Raw genomic sequence first — 24,646 nt, forward strand, 5'->3', positions numbered from 1 at the left:
CCGTACGGCAGCCGGCGCACCGGAGGCGGGCATCCGCGGGGTGTTCAGTCCTCCGGGGGCGAGCCCGGGGGCTCCGTCGGGAGCCGGGTGGCGAGGAGGGCGCCGGCGGCGACCAGGGCGGCGGTGAGGAGGAGGGCGAGGCGGTAGGGAGTGGTGCCCGAGTCGGCGGGGAAGGCCCCGATGAGGGCGGCGGTGGCGGCGATGCCGAGGGCGCCGCCGAGGGTGCGCAGGATGGTGAAGAGGCCCATCGCGCGGCCCATCGCGGGCGGGCGGACGTCGGCGAAGCCGGCGATCTGGACAGTGAGGACGGCGGTGCCGAGGATGAGGCCGACGCCGAACATCAGGGCCCGGACCAGCCACGGATTCTCCGCGTAGCCGAGCGCCGCGAGGACGACAGCGGCGAGCAGCAGCCCGGGCAGGGCGAGGCGGCGCGGGCCGAGGCGGGGCAGCAGGCGGTCCACCACCTGGGAGGCGGCCATCAGGCCGATCGCCTCCGGGAAGACGCTCAGTCCGGCGTCGAGGGCGGTGGCGCCCTGGGCCGCCTGGTAGAGCAGCGGGAGGGCGAACAGCGCGCCCATCAGTGCGGCGGAGGTGAGCAGGGCCAGCCGGCTCGCCGCGCCGAAGGTCCGGTCGGCGAGCAGTCGCAGGTCCACCAGTGGCTCGTCGGCGCGGAGTTGCCGACGGACGGCGGCAGCCAAGAGGACCAGGCCTGCGACGGCGCCGAGTACCACGCCCGGAGAGGACCAGCCGTGGGCCGGGCCGAAGCCGAGGGCGTAGGTCAGCAGGCCGAGGCCGGGGGTGGCGAGCAGGAACCCGGTGGTGTCGAAGCGGCCGGCCGAGGGTTCGTCGGCGCTGCGCAGGCCGCGCAGGCCGACGGCGACGGCGGCCACCCCGATCGGCACGTTGACGAGGAACAGCCAGTGCCAGGACAGGTGTTCGGTGAGGAGGCCGCCGAGTGGCGGTCCGAGGGCGGGCATCAGCGCGGTGGGGACGATCAGGATCCGGCCCAGGCCCGCCCGCTCGTGCGGGGCGAAGGCCCGGAACAGCAGGGTCATCCCGACCGGGGTGAGCAGTCCGCCCGCCACGCCCTGGACGGCCCGTGCGGCGGCCAGCGAGCCGAGGCCGGGGGCGGCGGCGCACAGGGCGGAGGCGAGGGTGAAGGCGCCGAGCGCGCCGAGGAAGACCCGCTTCACGCCGTACCGGTCGCCGAGCCAGCCGGCCACCGGCAGGCCGAGGGCGAGGCCGATCAGGAAGGCGGTCTCGACGGCGTTGGCCGCCGAGACCGGTCGGCCGAAGTCCTCGGCGATGCTGAACAGCGCGGGGTTGACGATGGTCGAGTCCAGGCCGTTCATGCACATCGCGGCCGTGTAGACGGCGACCACCGCGGCGCGCCCCGCGAGCGGGGGACGCGCCGGGGCCTGGGCGCCCGGGGCATCGGGGGCCTGGGCGTCGGGGGCCTGGGCGTCGGGGGCGCCGGTCGCCCCGGCAGGGGCTTCGGGAGGGGCCCCGGCAGGTGTCACAGGGTGGTCCAGTGGGCGGTGATCCACTCCAGGGCGGCGGCCCGCTCGCACGGGCCGTGGGCGACGTCCCAGCCGGCCGGGACGGCGGCGAAGGAGGGCCAGAGGGAGTGCTGTCCCTCGGGGTTGACGAGCGCCAGGAACTCGCCGTCGGTGTCGAAGGGGTTGGCGGGGGCGTCACTCATCGGGGCACTTCTCCAGGTCGTCGGCGAGGTGGTCGGCGATCACGCTCGCGATGTGCGCGATCGGGGCGGGCAGGGTCATGTCCTTGTGGGAGCAGGCCACGTCGGTGTTGGCGATCCGGCCGGTCACGTACGGGTTCCAGAGTTCGGGCACCAGGGTGTCGTCGATGGTGTCGACGGTGGCACGGAAGAACAGCACGTCCCCGTCGTAGCGGCGGTGGTCGTAGCCGCGTACGAGGTGGTTGGTGTTGAGGTAGATCCGGTTGAGCGCGGCCACGGTGGTGTCGTCGAGTCCGGCGAGCGGGCTGCCTTCGCGGCGCAACAGCTCGGTGACGGCGTCGAGTTCGAGCGGCCGGCCGGCAAGGTCCTCGGGGCCGTAGCCACCCATGGTGAGCAGTGCCTCGAGTGCCTCGGCCTGGTCGGGGACGGGCAGTTCGCGGAAGCCTTCGGCGGGGTAGGCGTCCAGGACGGCGAGCAGCTCGACGTCCTGGCCCAGTTCCTGGAGCCGGACTGCCACGGCGTGGGCGATGATTCCGCCGGTGGACCAGCCGAGCAGCCGGTAGGGGCCTTCGGGCTGGACCTCGCGCAGCCGGCCGGCGTAGTGCGCGGCCAGTTCTTCCATCGTGCCGGGCAGCGGTTCGGCGGCGGTGGCGGCGCCGACGCCTTGGGCCTGGAGGCCGTAGAGGGGGATCTCGCCGGGCAGGTGTCGAATCAGGCCGGTGTAGCACCAACTGAGGCCGCCGGCCGGGTGGATGGCGAACAGCGGGCGTCGGCGGCCGGGGGCGACGGGCCGCAGCGGGAGCAGGACGTCCAGCGCGTCGGTGGACTCGGCGCCGGCGGCGAGGGCGGTGTCGATGGCGGTGTCGAGGGCGGCGACCGTGGGTGCCTGGAAGAGCGTACCGATGCCGACGTCCAGTCCGAGCAGTTCGCGGATCCGCCCGGCGAGGCGCACGACCAGCAGTGAGTGCCCGCCGAGGGCGAAGAAGTCGTCCTCGACGCCGACCGCGGCCACACCCAGGACCTCGGCGAACAGTTCGCACAGCTGCTGCTCGCGCGGGGTGCGCGGCGGTCGGCCGGCGCCCGCGGCCGGCGCCTCGGGCGCGGGCAGGGCGCGGCGATCGAGTTTGCCGTTGGCGGTCAGCGGCAGCCGGTCGAGCAGGACGACGGCGGACGGAACCATGTGGGCGGGCAGTCCGGCGGCGGCGTGGGTGCGCAGTTCGTCGGGGGTGACGCCTTCGGCCACCGCGCCGCCGGCCACCACGTGGGCGACCACGTAGGCGACCAGCCGCTGGTCCCCCGGCGCGTCCTCGCGGACGAGGACCGCGGCGTCGGCGACGGCCGGGTGGGCGGCCAACACGGCTTCGATCTCGCCGAGTTCGATCCGGAAGCCGCGCAGTTTGACCTGCTGGTCGGCGCGGCCGAAGTACTCGAGGATGCCGTCGGCGCGGCGGCGGGCGAGGTCGCCGGAACGGTACATCCGGGTGCCGTGCTCGCCGAAGAGCTCGGCGTACGGGTCGGCGACGAAGCGGGTGGCGGTGAGCGCGGGGCGGCCGAGGTAGCCGCGGGCCAGGCCCGCCCCGGCGACGTACATCTCGCCGGTGACGCCGGGCGGGACGGGCTGCAGGTGCCGGTCGAGGACGTAGACGCGCAGGTCGGGGATGTTGACGCCGATGGTGCTGCTGCTTCCGGCGGCGGCGCTCGCCCGGTCGAGGGCGAGGTGGGAGACGTGCACGGTGGTCTCGGTGATGCCGTACATGTTGACCAGGGTCGGCGCGTCCTCGGCGTGCCGGGTGTACCAGTCGTCCAGACGGGCGATTTCCAGCGCCTCGCCGCCGAACACCACGTGGCGCAGGGCGAGTTCGCTGCCCGGGCGATCCCGGTCGGCGGCGCTGAGCTGGTAGAACGCGGAGGGCGTCTGGTTGAGCACGGTGACGCGTTCGCGGGCGAGCAGGTCGAGGAAGGCGGCGGGGTCGCGGCTGACCAGGTGCGGGACGACGACCAGCCGGCCGCCGTGCAGCAGGGCGCCCCACAACTCCCAGACGGAGAAGTCGAAGGCGTAGGAGTGGAACAGCGTCCAGACGTCGTCGGCGCCGAAACCGAACCAGTGGTCGGTGGCACTGAACAGCCGGACCACGTTGCGGTGGGTGACGGGTACGCCCTTGGGGCGGCCGGTGGAGCCGGAGGTGTAGATGACGTACGCGGTGTCCTCGGCGCTCAGCGGGCGGGTGCGTTCGTGTGGGGCGAGCGGGACGGCGGGATACTGCTCGGCTTCCGGTCCGTCGACGAGGAGTCGGGGTACGTCGCGGGCGGGCCCCGCGGGGGCGGACCCCTCCCGCACGGACCGGTCGTGGGCGGACCCCTCGTGCGCGGACCGCTCGTGGGCGGACCCCTCGTGCGCGGACCTCTCGTGGGCGGACCTCTCGTGCGCGGTCCTCTCGTGGGTTGGCAGCCGGGGTGCGGTGGCGCGGTCGGTGAGCACGGCGGCGGGGGCGGCGTCGGCCAGCATGTAGGCCAGGCGGTCGGCCGGGTACTCGGGGTCGAGCGGCAGGTAGGCGGCGCCGGACTTGGCCACGGCCAGCAGGGCGACGACGAGTGCGAGCGAGCGCGGCAGGGCGAGGGCGACGATGGTGCCGGGGCCGATGCCGTTGGCGACCAGGAGTCGGGCCAACCGGTCGGCGCGGGCGCCGAGTTCGGTGTAGTCGAGTCGGCTTCCTTCGTAACTCACGGCGATCGCACGCGGGTTGGCCTTGGCTGCCGCCTCGAACAGCTCGGGCAGGGTGGCGCCGGGAGCGGCGTCCGTCGGGCTCGCCGGGCCGGGGGTGGCGTTCCACTCGACGAGGGCGCGCCGCCGCTCCTCCTCGCTGATCAGCGGGAGTCGGCCGATCTGGGTGTCGGGCGCGGTGGCTGCGGCGGTGAGGAGCCGGACCAGCCGTTCCCCGAGCGTGGCCACGGTGGCGGCGTCGAAGAGGTCGGTGCGGTACTCCAGGAAGCCGCCGATGCCGCCGCCGGGCAGTTCGCCGGTGTTGAGGGTGAGGTCGAACTTGGCGGTGCCGCTGGGGACGGCGGCGAGCTCGGCAGTGAGGCCGCCCCCCAGCGCGATGCGCTCGTCGGGCCGGCTCTGCCAGGCGAGCATCACCTGGAAGAGCGGGTGGCGGGCGAGCGAGCGCGCCGGGTTGAGTTCCTCGACCAGGCGGTCGAAGGGCAGGTCGGCGTGCTCGTGGGCGCCGAGGACGGTGGTGCGTACCCGGGCCAGCAGCTCTCGGAAGGTCGGGTCGTCGGACGTGTCGGTGCGCAGGACCACGGAGTTGACGAAGTAGCCGACCAGCGCAGCGGTTCGGTCGTCCTCGCGGCCGGCCACCGGGGTGCCGATCGGGAGGTCGGTTCCGCAGCCGTGCCGGGCGAGCAGGGCGGTGAGCCCGGCCAGAACGGCCATGAAGACGGTGCTGTCGGCGGACCGGGCGAGCCCGGCAAGGGCGGTGTGCGCCTCGGCGTCGAGATCGAAGGGCACGGTGGCGCCCCGGTGCCCCGCGACGGCCGGGCGGGGGCGGTCGGTGGGCAGTTCCAGCTGGTCGGGCAGCCCGGCGAGCGTGGTGCGCCAGTACTCGGCTTGCCGGAGGGCGAGCGGGCTGGGCGCGTCGGGGGTGCCGAGACGCTGCCGCTGCCAGGCTGCGTGGTCGGCGAACTGGACGGTGAGCCGTGGCAGTTCTGGTTCACGTCCGGCGATCCTGGCGGTGTAGGCGGCGGCCAGGTCGCGGACCAGCGGAGTGGTGGAAGCGCCGTCGCCGGCGATGTGGTGGAGCAGCAGGAGGAGGGTGTGCTCGGCGGGCCCGTCGGAGAACAGGGTGGCCCGCAGCGGCGGTTCGGTGGTCAGGTCGAAGGCGTACCGGACGGCCTCCGCCAACTCGGTTGGCCCGTCGTGCAGTTCGAGTGGTGCGAGCGGCCGGATCCGCTGGTACGGCATGCCGTCCGGCTCCTCGCCGTAGACGGTGCGCAGGACTTCGTGCCGGGCCACGAGGTCGCCGAGGGCGAGGGTGAGCGCGTGCCGGTCCAGCGGGCCGGTGAGGGTGAGCGCGAGCGGGATGTTGTAGGTGGGACTGGGGCCTTCGAGCCGGTGCAGGAACCAGAGGCCGCGCTGGGCGGGCGAGAGCGGCATCCGCTCGGTGCGCGGGACGGGTACGAGGGCGGGGCGCGGCTCGGGAGCGTCGGCATGGTCGGCGTCGGCCTGGTTCGTGTCGGCCTGGCTGGTGTCGCTCGGGCCGGGGTCGGGCCAGGCGGGGTCGGGCCGGCCCGTGCAGGCCCGGTCGCCGAGCAGGGCGGCGAGGCGGGCCGGGGTCGGGCGGCGGAAGACGTCGGCGAACCCGACCGGCCTGGCGAAGGTCTCGCGCAGCCGGGCGGCGAGGCGACCGGCGAGCAGCGAGTGACCGCCGAGGTCGAAGAAGGAGGCGTCCCGGCCGGGAGCCTGCGGCAGGCCGAGGACGTCGGCGAACAGCCCGCAGACCAGCTCCTCCTGCGGCGTCGCCGCGGCAGCGCCTTCGGCGGAGACGGCCGGCTCGGGCAGGGCCCGGTGGTCGAGCTTGTCGTGGGCGGTGCGCGGCAGTTCGTCGAGCAGCAGCACGGCCGCCGGGACCATGTGCGCGGGCAGCCGGGCGGCGAGCGCGGCGCGCAACCCGTCCGGGTCCGGGGCGCGGCCGGGTGCGGGGACCGCGTAGCCGAGCAGGCGCTTGCCCTGTGGTCCGGGACGGGCGATCACCACGGCCTGGGCGACGCCGGGCAGTTCGGCGAGGACGGCGGCGATCTCGCCGGGCTCGACCCGGAAGCCGCGGATCTTCACCTGGTCGTCGGCGCGGCCGAGGAGCTCCAGGCTGCCGTCCGGGCGGCGGCGGGCCAGGTCGCCGGTGCGGTACATCCGGGCGCCCGGCCCGCCGAAGGGGTCGGCGAGGAAGCGTTCGGCGGTCAGGTCGGGGCGGCCGAGGTAGCCGCGGGCCAGGCAGGCGCCGGCGACGTACAGTTCGCCGGCGACGCCGTCGGGCGCGGGGCGCAGGGAGCCGTCCAGGACGTAGGCGCGGGAGCCGCGCACCACCCGGCCGACCGGGGCACCGTCCGGGCCCGGGGTCCAGGCGTAGGCGTCGACGGTGGTCTCGGTCGGGCCGTAGAGGTCGACCAGGTGCAGGCCGGGGACGGCGGTCAGGCGCTGCCAGAGGGCGGGCGGGGTGGCCTCGCCGCCGACCACGAGGACGGACGGGCGGTGCCGCCCTTCGTCCAGGATCCCTTCGGCAATGAGGACTTCGAGGTAGGAGGGGGTGAGGTCGAGGTAGTCGATGCGCTCGCGGTCGAGGTGCGCGGCGAGGGCGGCCGGGTCGCGGTAGGTGGCGTCGTCCAGCAGGTGGAGCTCGTGGCCGTGGACCATCCAGAGCACCGGGTCCCAGGAGGCGTCGAAGGCGAACGAGGCGCTGTGGGCGACGCGCAGGCGCTCACGGCCGGTACGGCGCACGGCGGGGGCGATGTGGTCCTCGACGAGGCCGGCGTACAGGTTGGCCAGCGAGGCATGGGTGACCACCACGCCCTTGGGGCGGCCGGTGGAACCGGAGGTGTGCAACACGTACGCGGGGTGGTGGAGTTGCGGCGCGGGCGGGGCAGTGTCGGGCTCGCTGTCGGCCTCCCCCGGCCGTACCGTGGGCAGGTCGGTGCGCACGACGGGCGGGTCGGCGGGCAGGTCGGTGGCCACAGTGGGCAGGTCGGCGGGCAGGCCGAGTCCGGCGAGGGCCTCGACGGTGCCGACCGCACACACCGGGCGGGCGTCGGCCAGGACGGCGGCGAGCCGCTGCCGGGGGTGGGTGAGGTCGAGGGAGACGCAGGCGCCGCCGGCCTTGAGGACGGCGAGCATCGCGACGAGCGTGTCCGTGCCGCGCGGCAGGGCGATCGCGATCGGCGCGCCGGCCCGTACGCCGAGGGCGGTCAGGCGGTGGGCGAGGCGGTTGGCGGCGGTGTCGAGCTGCGCGTACGTCAGGGCGGTCGCGCCGCAGCGGACGGCGACGGCCTCCGGGGTGCGGGCGGCCCGGGCGGCGAACAGCTCGGGCACCGTGCGCTCCGCCGGGGGTTCGGCCCGGCCCGCGGTGGCCCGGCGCAGGCTGTCCGCGTCGAGCAGGTCGATCCGGGCGATCGGGGTCTGCGGGGCGGTGAGCAGCAGCTCGGCGAGGGCGTCGAGGTAGCGCAGCAGGCCGTCGCGGTGGGCGGCGAGGGAGGCGGCGCCGTGACGGGCCGGGTCGGCGTCGATGGCCAGGCGCAGCGCGCCGTCCGGGCCGGGCGAGACGTTCAGGGCGAGGTCGTCCACGGGGCCGGCGGCGAGGTTGCGGACGGTGCCGGGCAGGCCGGCCAGGTCGAGGTCGCCCTCGAAAGCCTTGATGTTGACCATCGGGCCGAACAGGGCGCGGCGGTCGCCGGTGCGGCCGAGGTCTCGGCGCAGGTCCTCCAGCGGGTAGCGCTGGTGGCGGCGGACGGCGCGCAGTTCGCGGACCACTCTGCGCAGCAGGTCCTCGGCGCTGTCGGCGGGGCGGACGGCGAGGCGCAGCGGGAGCACGTTGGCGGCGGCGACGGGGGTGCGCAGGGCGGCCGGGCCGCGACGGTTGGCGAGCGGCAGGCCGAGGACGACGTCCCGACTGCCGGACAGGCGGTGCAGGTAGCCGGCGGTGGCGGCGAGGAGCAGTTCGGCCCAGGTGGCGCGGACGACGGTGGCGGCGCGCTCCAGGCGCTCGCGGGTGCCGACGGGGAGGTCGACGGTGAGGCGCAGCGGGGCCGCGCCGGGTTCGCGGGCGGGCGTGCCCGGGAGGGTCGCCGGGGTGTCGGCGTCGGCCATCCGGGCGGACCAGTAGGCGCGGTCGGCCGCGTACTCCTCGCCGTCGCGGTACGCGGCCTCCTCGGCGGCGGCCTCGGCGAGGCGCGCGAACGGGCTCGGGGGCGGGGTAGGGGTAGGGCTCGACGTTGGGCTCGGGGTCGACTCGGCGCCGCCGGCGTCCGCGCGGTACAGCTCGGCGACCCGACCGCCGAGGAGGGCCAACGCGTAGGCATCGACGGCGAGATGGTGGATCCGCCGGTACCAGAGCCACCGGTCGTCGGCGAGGCGGATGAGCGCGTGGGTGAACAGCGGGCCCTCGGAGAGGTCGACCGGACGGGCGAGGTCGGCGCGCATCCAGGCCTCGGCGGCGGCTTCGGCGGCGGCTTCGGCTTCAGCGGCGGTGCCGGTGCCGCTGCCGGTGCTCACGTCGGCCTCCGGAGCGGTCTCGGCGCGAAGGTCGAGGCGGTGCAGTAGCCACTGGCGGTGGGGCCTCAGCCGCTGACGGGGCGTGCCGTCGGGGCCGGCGACGACGACGACGCTCAGCGCCTCCGCCTCCTCCACCGCCTGCCGTAGCGCCCGCTCGAACCGGTCCTCGTCGAGCGGACCGGCGACCTCGACGGCGTCGCCGGTGTTGTAGACCGGGCTGGCGGGTTCGAGTGACTGGGCGTACCAGATGGCGGCCTGGGCGGCGAGCAACGGGATGTCGGCGGCCTGAGTCTCGACGATCCGGGGGTCGCCGGTCTGAATGTCGCCGGTCTGAATGTCGTCAGTCCGGGTGTCGCCAGTCTGGGTCTCGGCGGCGGGCATGGTTCGGAGAGCTCCTCGGGGATCCGGAACGCCTTATTTAGGTTAGCCTAACCTAACTTCATATGATCTGGTCAACGGGCGCGGGAAGCCCCGGCCCTGACACCTCGGAGGCGCCACCCATGCCCCTGTCCGCCACCCCGGCCACGACCCTGTCCGCCACCAAGCAGGCCGTCCGCGACCGCGTGCACGCACACCGGGAGGAGCTGCTCGCGCTCAGCCGCCGCATCCACGCCCACCCCGAGACCGCCTTCGAGGAGCACCGCGCGGCCGGCTGGTGCGCCGAACTGCTGCGCGGCCAGGGCTACTCCGTCACCGCGCCCGTGCACGACCTGGCCACCGCGTTCAGCGCGACCCTCGGCAGCGGGCCGGTCACCGTCGCGCTGGTCTGCGAGTACGACGCGCTGCCCGGCCTCGGCCACGCCTGCGGGCACAACCTGATCGCCGCCGCGGGCCTCGGCGCGGCGCTCGGGCTCGCCCCGTACACCGAGCAACTCGGGCTCACCGTACGGGTGATCGGCGCACCGGCGGAGGAGCGCGGGGCCGGCAAGGCACTGCTGCTGGAGGCGGGGGCCTTCGCCGGGGCGGACGCCGCGATGATGGTCCACCCCTGCCCGGTCGAGGTCGCCGACTTCCGCTCCTTCGCGCTCGGCACGCTGTCCGTCAACTACCGCGGGCGCGCCGCCCACCCGAGCCTCAATCCGCACGACGGCCGCAACGCCGCCGACGCGCTCACCGTCGCCCAGGTCGCGATCGGGCTGCTGCGCCAGCAACTCCCGCCGCGCTGGCGGGTGCACGGCATCACCACGGCGCCGGGACGGCACCGAACCTGATCCCGGACAGTGCCCGCGCCGAGTACGAGATCCGGGCCTCGGCCGCCGAGGACCTCGCGGAGCTGCGCACCCGGGTCGAGGACTGCTTCCGCGCCGGGGCGCTGGCCACCGGGTGCACGGTGGAACTGTCCCGGCCCGAGCCGGACTACCTGGACATGCGGTCCGATCCGGGGCTGCTGGCCCTGTGGCGGGCCAACGCGGCGGCGCTCGGCCGGCCGGAGCCGGTCGAGCGCGAGCCGTTCGCCTGTACGGACATGGGGAACGTGTCACACGTGGTGCCCTCGATCCATCCGGTCCTGGACATCACGGGCGGCGCCTGCGCCCCGCACGAGGCGGCGTTCGCCGAGGCGGCACGGGGGGCGGAGGCGGAACGGGCGGTGCTGGACGGCGCGGTGGCAATGGCGTGGACGGCAGCGGACCTGGCGGCGGCAGGGGCAGGCCTGGCGGCAGGGGCCTCGTTGGCGGACAAGTAACGGCGGACAGCTTTCAGCGAACAGATTTCATCATCTGTTCGCTGAAAGCTGTCACCTGAAAGTCGTCAGCCGTCAGCCGTCCGTCCGCAGTCCGCCATCCGCCATCCGCCCGTCAGGCACCCAGCAGAGCCGCCGGCGCCACCCGCACCGCCGTCACGCCCAGCTCCCGGACCAGCGCCCCGGCCTCCCCCTCCCCCTGCGGATCGGCGAGCACCACGGCGGCGCCCGTCCGCAGCGGCCAGAGGAACTCCCAGAGCGGCAGCCCCAGTTGCAGCACCCGGTCGCCCGGGCCGAGCGGGTGCTGCGCCTGCAGCTCGCGCACCCGGCGGTCCGCCTCGGCATGGGTGAGCCGCACAGCCGTCGGGCGCCCGCCCGGGCCGTACCCGACGCAGAGCAGGTGCCGCGGGGTGAGCGCCCGAGGCGGGTCGGTGGGCAGCTCGCCGTCCGTCTCCAGCCCGGCGAGCGCTCCCGCCACCCCCTCCCCCAGCACGCACACCGGCCCGGTCTCCGCGAGCAGCCGCGCCCTGCGCCCGGGCGCGTCGGCCGGGTCCAGCGGCAGGTACGCCGCGCCCGACTTCACCACCGCCAGCAGCGCCGTCAGCAGCCCGGCCGGACTCCGAACGGCCGCCAGGCCGACCACCGCACCCGGGCGGGCCCCGCGGGCGGCCAAGGCGCGCGCCAACCGGTTGGCCGAGGCGTTCAGTTCCCCGTAGCTGACGGTCTCCCCGCCTGCGAGCACCAGCGCCGGCGCGTCCGGTGTCCGGGCCGCCTGGGCCTCGACCGGCCCCACCACGGTGGTCGCCGGGTACGTCACCGTGCGCCGGGGCAGGGACGGCGCCGAGGGCAGCGCCCCCTCCCGCTCCAACTCCCGGACGGACTCTCGCATGACCTCCCACACGGACTCCCGGACCGCTGTCCGGGCGGCCTCCCGTACGACCGCCGCCATCAGGCCGCGCCCAGCAGCTCGGCCCAGGCCTCGATCACCGGACGCTCCGCGAGCCGGACGAACGCCACCTCGACGCCCTCCGCCCGCCAGCGCTCGGCGAGCGTCATCAGGCGGATGGAGTCCAGCCCCCAGTCGACCAGGTTCTCGTCCAGCGGGATGTCCGCCGGGTCCTCGCCGAGGAGGTCGGCGACCTCGGCCCGGATCCGAACCACCGTGAAGCCCACGCCTGTCACTTCCCGTCCACCTCTTCCGTCTCGCCCGAACCCCCCGCGCCCGCCGCCTCGTCCACGCTGTTCGCGCCGTTGGCACCGTCCACGCCGTCCACGCCGTCCACGCCGTCCACGCCATGCACGCCGTTCAACGTCCCGAGCACGGCCGCCGTCGTGGTGACCACTCCGCAGCGCCCGGCCACCCAGGCCAGCGCGGCACGGTGCTCCGCCGGGCCGAAGTCGGCGACGGCGTCGGCCACCACGAAGGCCTGGATGTCCCGCATCCAGGCGTCGCAGGCGGTGGCCTGCACGCCGATGTGCGCGTACACGCCGGTGATCACCAGCTGGTCCCGGCCCTGCTCGCGCAGCAGGTGCGCCAACTCGGTGCGCACGAAGGCGCTGTACTTCCACTTGGTCAGCACGGTGTCGCCCGGCCTCGGCGCGACGGCGTCGGCGATCGCGGTGGCGCGCGGGCCGTCCGGGATGCCGGGCCCCCAGAAGTCCTGCTGCAGTCCGCGCTCGGCCGGGCTCTGTCCGCCCGGCTGCGCCGAGTAGACGACCGGGACGCCGGTGGCGCCCGCCGCCTCGGCCAACCCCGCGACGTTGCCGAGCAGTTCGGGAACCGGCGCGGCCCCGGTGTCGTAGGCGCCCAGGAAATGGTTCTGCAGGTCGTGGACCAGCAGGACGGCGCGCGCCGGGTCCACCGTCCAGGCGACCCGGTCGGCGGGCAGCTCCCCGGCGGCGGGCATCGGATAGGAGGGTATGCGGGGCAGGCCCACGATGGTCGTTCCTTAGCAGCTAGACAGCAACGGGACGGAAATCAACTGGCGGTCAGGGAGGCCGCGATGGCCGCGCGCAGGTCCTTCTTGCTGACCTTCCCGATGCCGGTGGCCGGGAAGGCCTCGACGAACTCCACCTGGTCCGGCACCTTGTAGTCGGCCAGCCCGCGCTGCCGCACGTACCGCTTCAACTCGACGCCCTTCGGCGGCTGTTCGCGGTGTTCGGGGCGGAGCACCACGTACGCGCAGGTGCGCTCGCCCAGATAGGGGTCGGGCATCGACACCACCGCGGCGTCGTGCACGGCGGGGTGCGCGAGCAGGTGGTTCTCGATCTCCTCGGCGGCGACCTTCTCGCCGCCCCGGTTGATCTGGTCCTTGGCCCGCCCCTCGACCACCAGGTGGCCGGTCGGGGTCCGCCGGACCAGGTCGCCGGTGCGGTAGAAGCCGTCGGCCGTGAAGGAGTTCGCGTTGTGCTCGGGCGCGTTCCAGTAGCCGCGGATGGTGTACGGGCCGCGCGTCAGCAGGTGGCCGGTGGCGCCCTCGGGCAGGTCCCGGTCGTGGTCGTCGACCACCCGGACCTCGTCGTCGGGGGAGATCGGACGGCCCTGGGTGGTGGTGATCAGCTCCTCCGGGTCGTCCAGCCGGGTGTAGTTGACCAGCCCCTCGGCCATCCCGAACACCTGCTGGAGCGTGCATCCCAGCACCGGCCGCACCCTGCGGGCCGCCTCCGCGCTGAACTTGGCGCCGCCGACCAGCAGCACCTCCAGGCTCTCGTACCCCCGGGCGCCGCGCTCGGCGGCGTCCAGCCAGAGCAGCGCGAGCGGCGGCACCAGCCCGGTGATGGTCACGCCCTCGCGTTCGATCAGCGGGAAGGCGGTCTCCGGACCGGGCTGCGGGCAGAGCACCACCCGCCCGCCCGCGTACAGCGTGCCGAGGGAACCCGGCGAGCTGAGCGGGAAGTTGTGGGCGGCGGGCAGCGCGCACAGGTACACGCTGTCCGCGTCGAGCGCGCACAGCTCGACCGAGCCGCGCAGCGAGTAGATGTAGTCGTCGTGGGTGCGCGGGATCAGCTTCGGCACGCCGGTGCTGCCGCCGGAGAGCTGCAGGAAGGCGACGTCCGCCGGCACGGGTTCACTCGAGGGCCCGGGCCCGTCGCAGGGCACGTCCGCCAGCCGGACGTGTTCCCCCGCGTCCTCGCCGGCCACCAGCACCAGCCGCAGCGCGGGGTTCTCCGCCCGTACCCGGGAGGCGAGTTCACGGTAGTCGAAGCCGCCTTCGACGGCCGGGACGACGTACGCCGCCGCGCCGGTGAAGGAGCAGAAGTACCCGATCTCGGTGTACCGGTGCGCGGGCAGCGCGAACACCGGCAGCGCGCCGATCCGGAACAGCGCGAAGACCACCTCGAAGAACTCGGCGGCGTTGGGCAGTTGGACCACCACGCGGTCCCCGGCCCGGATCCCCCGGGCGAGCAGCCCGGCGGCCATCCGGTCGGCCCGGCGGTCGAGTTCGGCGTACGTCCAGCGCCGCTCCGTCGCCGCCGTCGGGTGGCCGCCCGGGTCGACGACGGCGATCCGCTCGCCGTGCGCGGCGGCGCGCTCGCGCAGCATCCGCCCGAAGGTCTCACCGCGCCAGTACCCGGCCGCCCGGTAGCGCTCGGCGAACTCGGCGGGGTACGGGGTGACCCCCTCCGGCGGCGTCACCGGGACACCCCCGCGGCGTCCAGGAAGGTCCGGAACTTGGCGCTGGTCTCGGCGAGTTCGGCCTCCGGGCGGGACCGGTCGACCACCCCGGCACCGGCGTACACCCGCAGCGTCCGCTCGTCCGCCTCCGCGCACCGGATGGTGACCACCCACTCGCCGTCGCCCGTCGCGTCGCCCCAGCCGACCATGCCGGTGTACAGGCCGCGATCGAAGGGCTCGACCTCGCCGATCACCCGGCGCGCGACGTCCGTTGGGGTGCCGCAGACGGCCGGGGTCGGGTGCAGCGCGCAGGCCAGCTCCAGGGCGGAGACCGCGGGGTCGGCCAGCTCGCCGCGGATCGTGGTCGCCAGGTGCCACATCGCGGCCGTCCGCACCAGGGTGGGCCGTTCGGGCACCTCCAGGGTGCGGCAGTACGGCGCCAGCGCCTCACGGATGGCGTCCACCACCACGGCGTGCTCGTGCAGGTCCTTGGGCGACTCCAGCAGCGCGGCGGCGCGCCGGACGTCCTCGCCGAGGTCCCCGCTGCGCGGCACCGAGCCGGCCAGCGGGTTGGCCAGCACGGCCGTTCCCCGCCGAGAGAGCAGGAGTTCGGGGCTGGCGCCGATCAGGGTACGCCCACCGCCGGCCGGGACGGCGAAGGTGTAGCCGCCCGGGTCGCGGCGGGCCAGCCGCTGCAGGACGGCGGGCAGGTCGAGCGGCTCGGCGGCGCTCAGCTCCAGCGTCCGGGCCAGCACCACCTTGCTCAACTCCCCGCCGCGCAGCCGCTCGACGGCCGCCGCGACACCCGCGCCGTACGCCTCCGGCTCGGGCACCGGGCGGATCCGCCAGTCGACCCGCTCGGCCGGCGGCGCGGGCAGCGCGATCAGCGGGTCGTCACGCAGCGCCCCGGCGGTCCGAACCCGCTCGGGCACGGCGAGCTCGACCCGGCTGTCCCGGTCGAACGCCACCGCGCCGACCACCAGCGGCCGTTCACCCCCGGCGCGCCCGGCCTCGGCCAGCGTCTCGGCGACCCGCACGGGCAGCGGCCGCCCGTCCTGCGGCACCCGGGCGCGCACGCCGGAGGTGAGCAGGGTGCGCGTCGGCGAGGCGAAGAACGCCTCGTCGGAGGCGGCCCGGTACTGGCCGAGCAGTCCGCTGGCCGCGCCGATGACGGCATGGTCGGGGCCGTCGGCGCGGGGGGCCGCCGGGGCGTGGGGCACCGTGGTCACGGTGGATTCTCCAGTCTGGGACGGGTGTACGGGGAGATCGCGGGTCTACGGGGAGCCGGGCGGATCCTCGGGAGCCGGCAGGTCTTCAGGGCCGGCGGGTCTTCAGGGGCCGGCAGGTCTGCGGCGAGCAATCGAGGTGCGGAGGGGGAGCGGAACTGCTGGGAGCGGCGGTTCCGCCGGAACCGGGGGGCGCCTCAGGCGCGCAGGGTCGCGCCGCCGTCGACGTACAGGTCGTGCATGGTGATGTGCCGCGCCCGGTCGGATGCCAGGAACACCACGGCTTCGGCGATGTCGGCGGGGGCGGCGATCCGCCCGAGCGGGATGCCGACCCGCCAGGCATCCAAGTCGCCCTCGATCACCCGCTGTTCGGCTGCGGCGGCGTCCTCGCCCCACAGTGCGCGCTGCATCTCGGTGTCGGTCGACCCGGGCGACACGACGTTGCACCGCACCCCGGACCGGGCGAGTTCCAGTCCCAGGCAGCGGGTGAACATGGTGGCCGCGGCCTTGGACGCCGCATAGGCGGCCATCCCGGCCCTCGGCACCCCGGCGGCGTTGGACCCGACGGTCACAATGCCCCCACACCCCCGCTGCGCCATCCGCCGTCCTACGGCGCGACTGGCATGGAAGACGCCGGTGGTGTTCACGGCGAAGGTGTCCACCCAGTCGGCGTCGGTGAGTTCGACGACCGGCGCGGTACGCAGGATGCCCGCGACGTTCACGAGCGTGGCGATCGGTCCGAGTTGGCGCTCGATCAACTCGACCGCTTCATCGACAGCTTGGGCATCGGACACGTCCAGGACGTACGGTCTGACGGCCGGAAGCTCCGCCGCCAGGGTGCCGAGCGGACCGGCACGGCGATCCAGCGCCGCGACGACGGCCCCCTCGGCGACCAGCGCTCGCACCACGGCCGCGCCGATGCCCTGTCCGGCCCCGGTCACCATCGCGACGGTACCGGCGAATTCGGACTGCTGCTGCACAGGACATCCCCTCCGACCAGCAAGATTAGGTAAGCCTAACCTAACACAACAGTTCGCCTACGTCGAGAGTCTGTGCGACCGTCAAATCGCCCGTCCGCCGCCCGCCGCACACAGCGAGACGAGACGACCCGTCTCGCCATCGAACGTAGGCCGCCCCGGCGTCCGCGACAGCCGTCGACCCGTGGCGGTGGGACTACCGCTCGGCCGGGCGGTGGTAGATCCAGTCGAAGCCGTCGTACCCCTCCCCGTCCAGGTGCTCGGCGCGCCGCAGGCCGGCCCGCAGGGCCACGCGCTGGGAGGCGAGGTTGGCCGGACGGATGCGGGCGATCAGCGGCAGGTCGGGCACGGCGGCGCCCGACCAGGCCACCACGGCAGTGGCGGCCTCGCTCGCCAGGCCGCGACCCCAGGCGGCGGGGGCGAAGCGGTAGAAGAGGTTGAGGACCGGCAGGCCGGCGAGTTCCATCGGCTTCACTCCGCAGAAGCCGAGCACGGTCGGGGAGTCGAGCTCACGGACCGTCCAGTAACCGAAGCCGCGGTGCTCCCACAGCGCGTCCCAGCGGCCGTACAGTTCCTCGGCCTCGGCCCGGGTGGCGAGCGCGTCCGAGGGGTTGTGGAGGCAGGCGGCCGGGTCGCTGTGGACGGCGAGGATCGCGTCGGTGTCGGCCTCGGACGGGCGCCGCAGCGAAAGCCGAAGGGTCGTCAGTTCCTGGTGTCCGGTCACCAGGCCATCGTAGGCAGCCTCACTGCGACACTGCGGGGTCCGCCGGAGCCTTCGGCGCCGGGGAGAGTCCCGTGCAGCCGCGCAGGCCGTCGCGGCGCTTGAGGGCGGCCTCGGCGGCGGCGCCGGTGACCGGCTCCGGGATGCCCTTGTCGTCGATGGTGGCCGGGACGAAGGCCTCGCCGGTCACCTTGCCGTCGGCGGTGAGGGTGAGGGTGGTGACGCCGGTCTCGTTGGAGTTCGGGTAGTCGGAGGTGCCGTACCAGAGGAAGTTGCCGAAGCCGTACCCGACGTAGGTGTTGCCGAGCATGCCCGAGCCGACCATGGTGTGCGCGTGCGTGCCGACCACGGCGGTGGCGCCGGCGGTGGCGAGCTTCTTGGCGACGGCGGTCTGTGCGGCGGTCGGGCAGGCCTTGCCCTCCTCGCCCCAGTGCAGGTAGACGAGCACGACCGGGGCCTGCTGCTTCGCCCCCTCCACCGCCTTGACCAGCGCCGGGACGTCCAGCGCGGAGGCGATGCCCGGCTTGTTCGCGCCGGCCCGCCACTTCTGGTTGGTGAGGTCCTCGACCTGGCTGGCGGCGACCACGGCGACCTTCACCCCGCGCACGGTGGTGACGTACGGGGCGTACGCCTGCTTGGCGTCGCGGCCGACGCCGACGACCGGGATCGGCGAGGAGTCCTTGGCGGCGAGCGTGTCGGCGAGGCCGTCGGCGCCGAAGTCCACGGCGTGGTTGTTGGCCATCGAGACGACGTCGACGCCCGAGTCCTTGAGCACCGAAAGCGCCTTGGGCGGGGTGCGGAAGGTGTACAGCTTGGGCTCCGGGGCGCCGCGCCCGGTGATCGCGGTCTCCAGGTTGAGGACGGACAGGTCGGCGTCGGCGAGGTTGCGGGAGATCGGGCCGAGCGCCGGCTCGGGCGGCTGGACGGCCAGCCGGGGTTCGGTGCGGCCCTCGAAGTGGACGTCCCCGGCGAAGGCGACCGTGATGGTGCCGTCGGGCCGGGGCGCGGCGTTCTTGCTCGGGGCCGCGCCGGAGGACGGAGTGCCGGGCGTCGGGGTCGTGGCCGCCGGGGCGGGGGCGGCGCCCGTCGGGCCGGGGGCGGGGTCGTCCGGCCCACAGGCGGTGACGGCGGTCAGCCCGACGAGCAGCGCGACGGCGGCCGCGACACGGCGCATGAGTGGTTCCCCCCGAGGACGACGCAAGAGCGGTCAGCCTACGCCACCGAATCACCACCGCTTGAGCCCGCACCCGCAACATTCCGGCCACAAAAGGGCACCGGCGGCGCCACTCCTGGCCCGCCCGTCCCCATCACCCCACCCGTCCCGGCCACCGTGTCCCTGGCGCGGCGGCGGGGAGGGCGCGCAGCGTGGTGGTACGGGAGGACCGGTCCCGCGCCGGAGGTCCGGAGGTGTTGACGTGATGGGCAGCAACATGGCCAGTGACATGGGCAGCGGTATGAGCGGTGACCCGGGCAGCAGCATGGGCAGCGGCATGGGCGGTGACCCGGGCGACCCCAGAGGCATCGAGCCGGTCGGCGGCCCCGGCCGCGACCACCCCTCCCCCGGCCGGGAACGCCGGATCGTGGAGGCGACGGCCGAGACGGATCCAGCGGCCGAAGCGGATCCTGTGGTCGAAGCGGATCCAGCCGCCGAGCGGGCCGTCCGCACCAAGGACTGGCAGCTCAGCCTGCACCTCGTCGAGGACCGGGACACCACCCGGGTGCACGCCGTCCTGGACGCCGACGGCACCGTCCTGCACAGCGACGCCGCCTCCCGCCGCAACCCCCGCGACACGCCGGCACCGCAGGTCGGCGACGAGTTCGCGGTCGGCCGCGCCCTGGTCGACCTCGGCCACCAGCTGCTGCGCGCCGGCGTCCACGGCGCCACCGGTCCCACGGACGATTGAGCCGCGCCGAAGCCGCCGCACAGCGGAGGAGTGCGCGGCCCCGGAATCGCGCCCGCCGGAGGAGTGCGCCCACGAACCCCACCCGCCGGAGGAGTGCGCACCACCCGTCCGGGTACGCCATGCTGAACCGCGACACCCGACCGGAAGAGCCGGACGACCGGAAGAGCCGCACACCCCGCCCATGGACACCACCCCCGACCACCCGCCCGTCCCGGGCCCCGACGCGGACCCGCCGGCCGCCCCCGGCGCATCCCCTGACTCCACCGCCGACTTCACCCCCGCCGAGCGCGCCCGGGGCCGCGCCCTGCGCCGCGCCCAGCTGCCGTGGGCGCTGGGCGGCCGGCTGGCGGGCCTGGCGCTGACCCTGCTGCTCGGCCTCACCCCGGCCGGTGCCGACCTGGTCACCGCCGTCGGCCGCTGGTTCGGCGGCTCCCGGACGGCCACCCTCCTGGCCGGCGCGGCGGCCCTGGTGGTCCTCGGCCAGGTGCTGCAGCTGCCGTTCGGCGCGCTGGTGCGATCCGTCCGGGCCCGGTACGGGCTGGTGACGCAGGGCTGGGCCGGCTGGGCACTGGACACCTTGCGCGGCCTCGCGCTCACCCTTCTCCTGTTCCTTCCGCTCGTTCTCGGGCTGTTCGCGCTGACCGCCTGGTCGCCGCAGCGCTGGTGGCTGCCGGCGGCGGGCGGCGCGGCGCTGCTGACGGCCGTCCTCTCCTTCCTCCACCCGCTGCTGATCGAGCCGGTGTTCAACCGCTTCACCCCGATGCCGCCGGGCGAGCTTCGGACCGCACTGTCGGCGCTGGCCGAGCGGGACGACGTGCGGGTGCGGGACGTCCTGGTGGCGGACGCCTCGCGCCGGACCACCGCGCTCAACGCGTACGTCTCCGGGTTCGGCGCGACCCGCCGGATCGTCGTGTACGACACGCTGCTGACCACCGCCGAGCCGCGGGAGGTGGAGTTGGTGGTCGCGCACGAGCTGGGCCACGTCAGACACCGGGACGTGCCGGTGGGCACGGCGCTGGCCGCCGTCGGGGCGGCCGTCGCGGTCGCCGTCCTCGGTCTGCTGGGTGCCTGGCGGCCGCTGCTGGACGCCGCCGGGGCGAGCGACGCGGCGGACCCCCGGGCGCTGCCGCTGCTGGCGGCGCTGGCGGCACTGCTGGGCGCGCTGTCGGGGCCGGCACAGTGCGCGGTGAGCCGCCGGATCGAGGACCGCGCGGACCGGCACGCGCTCGAACTGACCGGCGATGCCGCGCAGTTCGTGGCGATGCAGCGCAGACTTGCACTGGCGAACGTCTCCGATGTCGACCCGCCGAGGCTGCTTGAGCTACTGTTCGCCACTCACCCGAGTGCGACCCGCCGGATCGCCGCCGCCCGCGCCTGGCAGGCCGCTCGAGAACGGTCGGCACCGGGACGTCGCGCGACCCCAGGCGAATCCGTTGTATAGTGCAACAAATCTCGAGGAGATAGGAACGCCGTGCCCGGCCGCCAGTCGTCCATCGACACCATCCAGCGCGAGCTGACCGCCTTCGCCCGCCGCGCCCGGCACAAGGCCTCCCAGCTGCACCCCGACCTCTCCCTGGTCACGTACAGCATCCTCGACCTGATCACCGAGCGCGGCGGCTGCCGGGCCGCCGACGTGGCCGCGCACTTCATGCTCGACAAGTCCACCGTCAGCCGCCAGGTCACCGCTCTGGAGAAGCTCGGCCTGCTGGCCCGCGAGGCCGACCCGGACGACCAGCGCGGCCAGATCCTGCGCGCCACCGAGGCCGGACTGACCCTGCTGCGGGACGCCAACGAGCAGCGCCGCCTGGCCTTCACCACGCGCTTCACCGACTGGTCCGACGAGGACGTCGCCCGCTTCGCCGCCTACCTGGCCCGCTACGGCGAAGAAGGCTGACGAAGCGGCCTACCGGCCCGCTACGGCGGACCGGGCCGGCGGGGCGACCCACCCGGCCCGCTACGGCGAACCGGGCCGGAGGAGCGCCCGCAGCGGACGACGGAGTGCCCTCAGCGGCCGGACGAGCGCTCCCAGCCGCCGACGGCGGAGGCCCGACAGCCGTCTCGGGGTGCGCCCCGCCGCCCCCACGGTGTACAGAGGAGAGGTGCCCTTCCGGCAGCGTCCCGATGCGCCGCACCCGCCGCGCGCGCCGCATACCCCCGACCGCCGCCGCGCCTGGCGGCCCGACCGCCGGGTGCTGACGGCGCTGACGCTCGCGCTGATCGTGCTGATCACCGTCGTCGACATCCTCTCCCCGCCGGACATCCACCTCGGCCCGCTGCTGATCGTCGCCCCCGCCCTCACCGCCTCCTTCGCCGGCCCCCGGGCCACCGCCGGGGTCGCCCTGCTCGCGCTCGCCGCGCTGACCGCCATCGGCTCCGTCCGCGACAGCCTGACCAGCGCCAACATCGAGACCCAGTTGAGCGCGCAGATCGTCGTCTCCGCGCTGATCGTCGGCCTGCGGGTGCTGCGCGAACGACACGAGCGGGAACTGGCCCGGGTCCGTTCGGTGTCCGAGGCCGCCCAGCGGGTACTGCTGCGCCCGCTCCCGGAGCGGATCGGGCCGCTGCACCTGGCCTCCGTCTACCTGGCCGCCGAGGCCGAGGCGCAGGTCGGCGGCGACCTGTACGCGGCCGCCCGGACCGCCACCGGCACCCGGCTGCTGGTCGGGGACGTGCGCGGCAAGGGGCTGTCCTCGCTCGGCGACGCCGCCCTGCTGCTCGGCGCCTTCCGTGCCGCCGCCCACCTGCACGCCGAGCTGCCCGACCTGGCCGCCTATCTGGACGGCAGCGTCAGCTGGGACCTCGCCCAGCTCGCCGAACAGTCCCGGCAGGCACGGCAGGCGCAGCAGGAGCGACGCGCCCTGCCCCGGGCGTCGCCCCGCGACGTCCCCGAGGAGGGCTACCAGTCCGGCGAGGCCGGCGAGTCCTTCATTACCGCCGTCCTGCTGGACATCCCCGACGACGGCTCCCCGGTCCGCCTGATCGACTGCGGCCACCCGCCCCCACTGCTGCTGCGCCCCGAGGGCATCACCACCCTCGCCGCCCACCACCCCGCCCCGCCCCTGGGCCTCGGCGAACTCGCCCCCGTGCGGTACGAGGTCGAGACCTTCCCGTTCCGCCCCGGCGACCGGCTGCTGATCTACACCGACGGCGTGATCGAGGCCCGCGACGCCCAGCGGCGCTTCTACCCGCTCACCGAGCGCGTCACCGCCTGGCACGCCGACCGCCCCACCGCGCTGCTCCACCGCCTCCGCCGCGACCTGCTCGCCCACGTCGGCGGCCGTCTCGACGACGACGCGGCCATGGTCGTGGTCGAGCGGCTCCCGGACCGCGGTCGTACGGAGCCCGGTTCCGGAGCTCCTACCCCCGGATGACCAGGCCCGGTCCTTCCCGCCGTTCACGTTCTTCAGGTGCTGGCAGCCCGGCGTGATTCACGTTCTTCAGGTGCCGGCAGCCCGGCGTGATCGCGGTCGGCCGGCAGTCCTACGGCTTGTAGGGCAGCTGCGGCACGTCGAAGCAGGCCGTCGTCATCGACGGCACCTGGGTGACCCAGCCGCCCCGCCCGCCCTGTGCCGAGTCCTGCCAGCGGGCGGCGTTCAGGCAGGCCCGGGTCGGGCCGGCGGGCGGCGGCTGCGGGACGAAGGAGGCGGGCAGGATCAGGCCGTGCGCGTCGTACGGCTCGGCGCGGTTCATGAACGCCTCGACGCAGGAGCGGGTCGGCGCGGCGCCGCAGGAGTCCAGCGCGTCGGTCAGCCACTGCGCGCCCGCCCAGCCCTCCAGCTCCCAGGCGGACAACTGCCCCGCCCGGTCCGGGTAGTAGCGGGCCATCGCGGTACGGAAGTCGCGCACCGCCGGGTACTGCTCGTCCTCGTAGTTCAGGCTCGACGAGGTCGCCCAGAGCGCGTTGCGGCAGTTCGGCGAGGACTGGTAGTCGCTTCGCACCGACTCCGACCAGTTCTGCACGTTGGTGACCTTCGCCGCGACCGTCACCCCGGACTCGTCCAGCGCCCGGCACAGCGCCGCGTTGCCCCGGGTGTCCATGGCGTCGAACAGCAGCTGCGAGCCGTCGGCGCGCACGGCCGCGGCCACCGCCTGGAAGTTCGGCAGCGCGAAGTCCACCGTCTGCAGCAGCACCCGGTAGCCCTCCGCCTCCAGCCCGGCCTTCAGCTGTCCGGCGTAGCGGGCCGAGTCGGCCTGGTTGTACGCGACCACGGCTGCGCTGCCCGCGCCCAGGCGCTGCTTGAAGAAACGGAACACCTCGGTGCTCTGGTAGAGCGTCCCGTTCCAGCCGACCGACCGCCCGTCGCGCGGCGCCCCACTGCCGTAGATCCCGTACAGGTGCGGCCAGCGGTCGTACGCGGTGCCGATCGGCTGGCCGCCGACGTCCGGCACCGCCTTGCCGCTCACGTACGGTGCGCCCGCGTAGTCGAGGACGCTGCCGCTGACGAAGGCGAACACGTGCGCCTGGTCGATCAGCCGGTGCACGCAGTCCTGGTTGCCGACACCGCTGCCACCGTCGTCGCAGGTCACCAGCCGGACGGTGCGACCGTGCAGGCCGCCGCGGTCGTTCAGGGCCTGGAAGAACGCCTGAGCGCCGTACCGGGGACCGCTGAACACCTCGCTGCCGACCGGGCTGGTGAGCGAGGTGACGACGCCGATCCGGATCTCGCCGGCCGTGACCCCGGTGTCGGAGGCGGGATTGGTGCTCCCGCTGCCCCCGGTCGCCCCGGGCGTGGCGGTGGCACGGGCGGTGAAGGCGCCGTCGGGCAGCCGGGTGCCGCAGCCGCCCAATGACGCGAACAGGAGGAGGGCGAGGGCCGCCGCCGACACGACACGGCCGGGCCACCGGCGTGCGAACGCGTCGACGGCCCGGCATCGCGAGGGGGTGGTCAGCTGCATCCGGGGATCGGGGTGCCGCTGGCGCCGCCGGCCTGGGTCAGCAGACCGCACAGGGTCGAACGGGACACCTTCCAGGTGCCGTTCTCCAGGACGGCCTGGCCGGACGCGCTCGGCTCGACCACCGTGCCCTGGAGGGACAGCGAGTAGGAGACGGCCGCGTCGGAGGCGTCGGTGAACGCCACGTCAGTGACCTTCGCCTGCACCTGGCCGACCCTCGGGTCCTGCGAGAAGCCCTGCAGCGCCGGGAGCAGCACGTCGCCGCCCTGGAGCAGCTTGGCCTTGTCGGGGATCGGCGTGTTGGGGTCGAAGAACTTCTCCCAGTTGGCGGTGATCTCCGCCTCGGCGGCGGCCGGATCGGCGGGGGCGGTGCCGGTGGCGCTCGCGGAAGCGGTGGCGGTCGCGCTCGGGCTGATGCTCGCGCTCGCGCTCGCCGGGGAGGAGGCCGAGGAGCCGGACTTGCTGCTGCTGCACGCGGCCGCCGTGCCCGCCAGCATCAGGGCGAGCAGCGCGCTCGCCGCCCGCAGGACCCGGCCGCCGCCCGTGGAGGTGCCGCTTCGCGTCACGTGCATGGTGTTCCCTCTCGCCTGCGCCGCCCGGGCCGGCCTCTCGGTGTCCCGGATGCTGTTCCAGGCCGATCCTGGAAACGTCTCAAGTGACACCATGAAGGC

At 74.9% G+C, this 24,646-nt stretch carries 16 protein-coding genes and 2 pseudogenes; 5 read left to right on the plus strand and 13 right to left on the minus strand.

What is annotated here, in order from left to right:
- Nucleotides 1–44: 44 nt before the first annotated feature.
- From ACZ52J_RS21495 to ACZ52J_RS21505, 3 genes are all read right to left on the minus strand, one after another.
- On the minus strand, nucleotides 45–1,382 hold the full coding sequence (locus ACZ52J_RS21495; RefSeq protein WP_465620901.1) for a DHA2 family efflux MFS transporter permease subunit: 1,338 nt from the start codon (nucleotides 1,380–1,382) through the stop codon (nucleotides 45–47).
- A gap of 134 nt (nucleotides 1,383–1,516) precedes the next feature.
- Complete coding sequence (locus ACZ52J_RS21500; RefSeq protein ID WP_465620816.1) at nucleotides 1,517–1,702, minus strand: MbtH family protein; 186 nt, start codon at nucleotides 1,700–1,702, stop codon at nucleotides 1,517–1,519.
- Complete coding sequence (locus tag ACZ52J_RS21505) at nucleotides 1,695–9,338, minus strand: amino acid adenylation domain-containing protein (RefSeq protein WP_465620818.1); 7,644 nt, start codon at nucleotides 9,336–9,338, stop codon at nucleotides 1,695–1,697. The genes ACZ52J_RS21500 and ACZ52J_RS21505 overlap by 8 nt, the downstream gene beginning before the upstream one ends.
- Before the next feature lie 119 nt (nucleotides 9,339–9,457).
- Between ACZ52J_RS21505 and ACZ52J_RS21510 the strand changes: the two are divergent.
- Nucleotides 9,458–10,641 (plus strand): annotated as a pseudogene (locus ACZ52J_RS21510) (amidohydrolase).
- Nucleotides 10,642–10,753: 112 nt separating this feature from the next.
- On the opposite strand, the gene ACZ52J_RS21515 reads toward ACZ52J_RS21510, so the two are convergent.
- From ACZ52J_RS21515 to ACZ52J_RS21550, 8 genes and pseudogenes are all read right to left on the minus strand, one after another.
- Nucleotides 10,754–11,527 carry an AMP-binding protein gene (locus tag ACZ52J_RS21515; RefSeq protein ID WP_465620819.1) on the minus strand — a complete coding sequence of 258 codons (774 nt, stop codon included), beginning with the start codon at nucleotides 11,525–11,527 and terminating at the stop codon, nucleotides 10,754–10,756.
- Between the two features lie 59 nt (nucleotides 11,528–11,586).
- On the minus strand, nucleotides 11,587–11,820 hold the full coding sequence (locus ACZ52J_RS21520; RefSeq protein ID WP_465620821.1) for a phosphopantetheine-binding protein: 234 nt from the start codon (nucleotides 11,818–11,820) through the stop codon (nucleotides 11,587–11,589).
- Between the two features lie 137 nt (nucleotides 11,821–11,957).
- Nucleotides 11,958–12,575: pseudogene (locus tag ACZ52J_RS21525) on the minus strand (isochorismatase family protein); the annotation flags it as partial.
- 41 nt (nucleotides 12,576–12,616) lie between these two features.
- Nucleotides 12,617–14,275, minus strand: coding sequence for a (2,3-dihydroxybenzoyl)adenylate synthase (locus ACZ52J_RS21530; RefSeq protein ID WP_465620823.1), 1,659 nt, complete (start codon nucleotides 14,273–14,275; stop codon nucleotides 12,617–12,619).
- Nucleotides 14,272–15,483: an isochorismate synthase DhbC gene (gene dhbC, locus ACZ52J_RS21535; protein ID WP_465620825.1), complete on the minus strand. Its 1,212-nt coding sequence runs from the start codon at nucleotides 15,481–15,483 to the stop codon at nucleotides 14,272–14,274. Before dhbC ends, ACZ52J_RS21530 begins: the two co-directional genes overlap by 4 nt.
- A 194-nt stretch (nucleotides 15,484–15,677) precedes the next feature.
- The gene (locus ACZ52J_RS21540; RefSeq protein ID WP_465620827.1) at nucleotides 15,678–16,460 is read right to left on the minus strand and encodes a 2,3-dihydro-2,3-dihydroxybenzoate dehydrogenase; all 783 of its coding nucleotides are present in this window, start codon (nucleotides 16,458–16,460) and stop codon (nucleotides 15,678–15,680) included.
- A gap of 193 nt (nucleotides 16,461–16,653) precedes the next feature.
- Nucleotides 16,654–17,181 carry a GNAT family N-acetyltransferase gene (locus ACZ52J_RS21545; protein ID WP_465620829.1) on the minus strand — a complete coding sequence of 176 codons (528 nt, stop codon included), beginning with the start codon at nucleotides 17,179–17,181 and terminating at the stop codon, nucleotides 16,654–16,656.
- A gap of 19 nt (nucleotides 17,182–17,200) precedes the next feature.
- Nucleotides 17,201–18,352 (minus strand): CapA family protein, encoded by a 1,152-nt coding sequence (locus tag ACZ52J_RS21550; RefSeq protein WP_465620831.1) that lies wholly within the window; start codon nucleotides 18,350–18,352, stop codon nucleotides 17,201–17,203.
- A gap of 244 nt (nucleotides 18,353–18,596) precedes the next feature.
- Between ACZ52J_RS21550 and ACZ52J_RS21555 the strand changes: the two genes are divergently transcribed.
- The 4 genes from ACZ52J_RS21555 to ACZ52J_RS21570 all read left to right on the plus strand — a co-directional run bounded on the left by ACZ52J_RS21555 (nucleotide 18,597) and on the right by ACZ52J_RS21570 (nucleotide 22,453).
- On the plus strand, nucleotides 18,597–19,082 hold the full coding sequence (locus ACZ52J_RS21555; protein WP_465620833.1) for a dsRBD fold-containing protein: 486 nt from the start codon (nucleotides 18,597–18,599) through the stop codon (nucleotides 19,080–19,082).
- Between the two features lie 181 nt (nucleotides 19,083–19,263).
- Nucleotides 19,264–20,523 carry a M48 family metalloprotease gene (locus ACZ52J_RS21560; protein ID WP_465620835.1) on the plus strand — a complete coding sequence of 420 codons (1,260 nt, stop codon included), beginning with the start codon at nucleotides 19,264–19,266 and terminating at the stop codon, nucleotides 20,521–20,523.
- A 30-nt stretch (nucleotides 20,524–20,553) separates the two neighbouring features.
- Nucleotides 20,554–20,976 (plus strand): MarR family winged helix-turn-helix transcriptional regulator, encoded by a 423-nt coding sequence (locus ACZ52J_RS21565; RefSeq protein WP_030238344.1) that lies wholly within the window; start codon nucleotides 20,554–20,556, stop codon nucleotides 20,974–20,976.
- A gap of 205 nt (nucleotides 20,977–21,181) precedes the next feature.
- On the plus strand, nucleotides 21,182–22,453 hold the full coding sequence (locus ACZ52J_RS21570; protein ID WP_465620837.1) for a PP2C family protein-serine/threonine phosphatase: 1,272 nt from the start codon (nucleotides 21,182–21,184) through the stop codon (nucleotides 22,451–22,453).
- A 109-nt stretch (nucleotides 22,454–22,562) separates the two neighbouring features.
- On the opposite strand, the gene ACZ52J_RS21575 is transcribed toward ACZ52J_RS21570, so the two are convergent.
- Both ACZ52J_RS21575 and ACZ52J_RS21580 read right to left on the minus strand, forming a co-directional pair.
- Nucleotides 22,563–23,978: an ABC transporter substrate-binding protein gene (locus tag ACZ52J_RS21575; protein ID WP_465620839.1), complete on the minus strand. Its 1,416-nt coding sequence runs from the start codon at nucleotides 23,976–23,978 to the stop codon at nucleotides 22,563–22,565.
- The gene (locus ACZ52J_RS21580) at nucleotides 23,969–24,547 is read right to left on the minus strand and encodes an MTB12 C-terminal domain-containing protein (RefSeq protein WP_465620841.1); all 579 of its coding nucleotides are present in this window, start codon (nucleotides 24,545–24,547) and stop codon (nucleotides 23,969–23,971) included. Before ACZ52J_RS21580 ends, ACZ52J_RS21575 begins: the two co-directional genes overlap by 10 nt.
- Between the last annotated feature and the right edge of the window lie 99 nt (nucleotides 24,548–24,646).

It is taken from the genome of Kitasatospora sp. NPDC034035, from assembly GCF_055575755.1.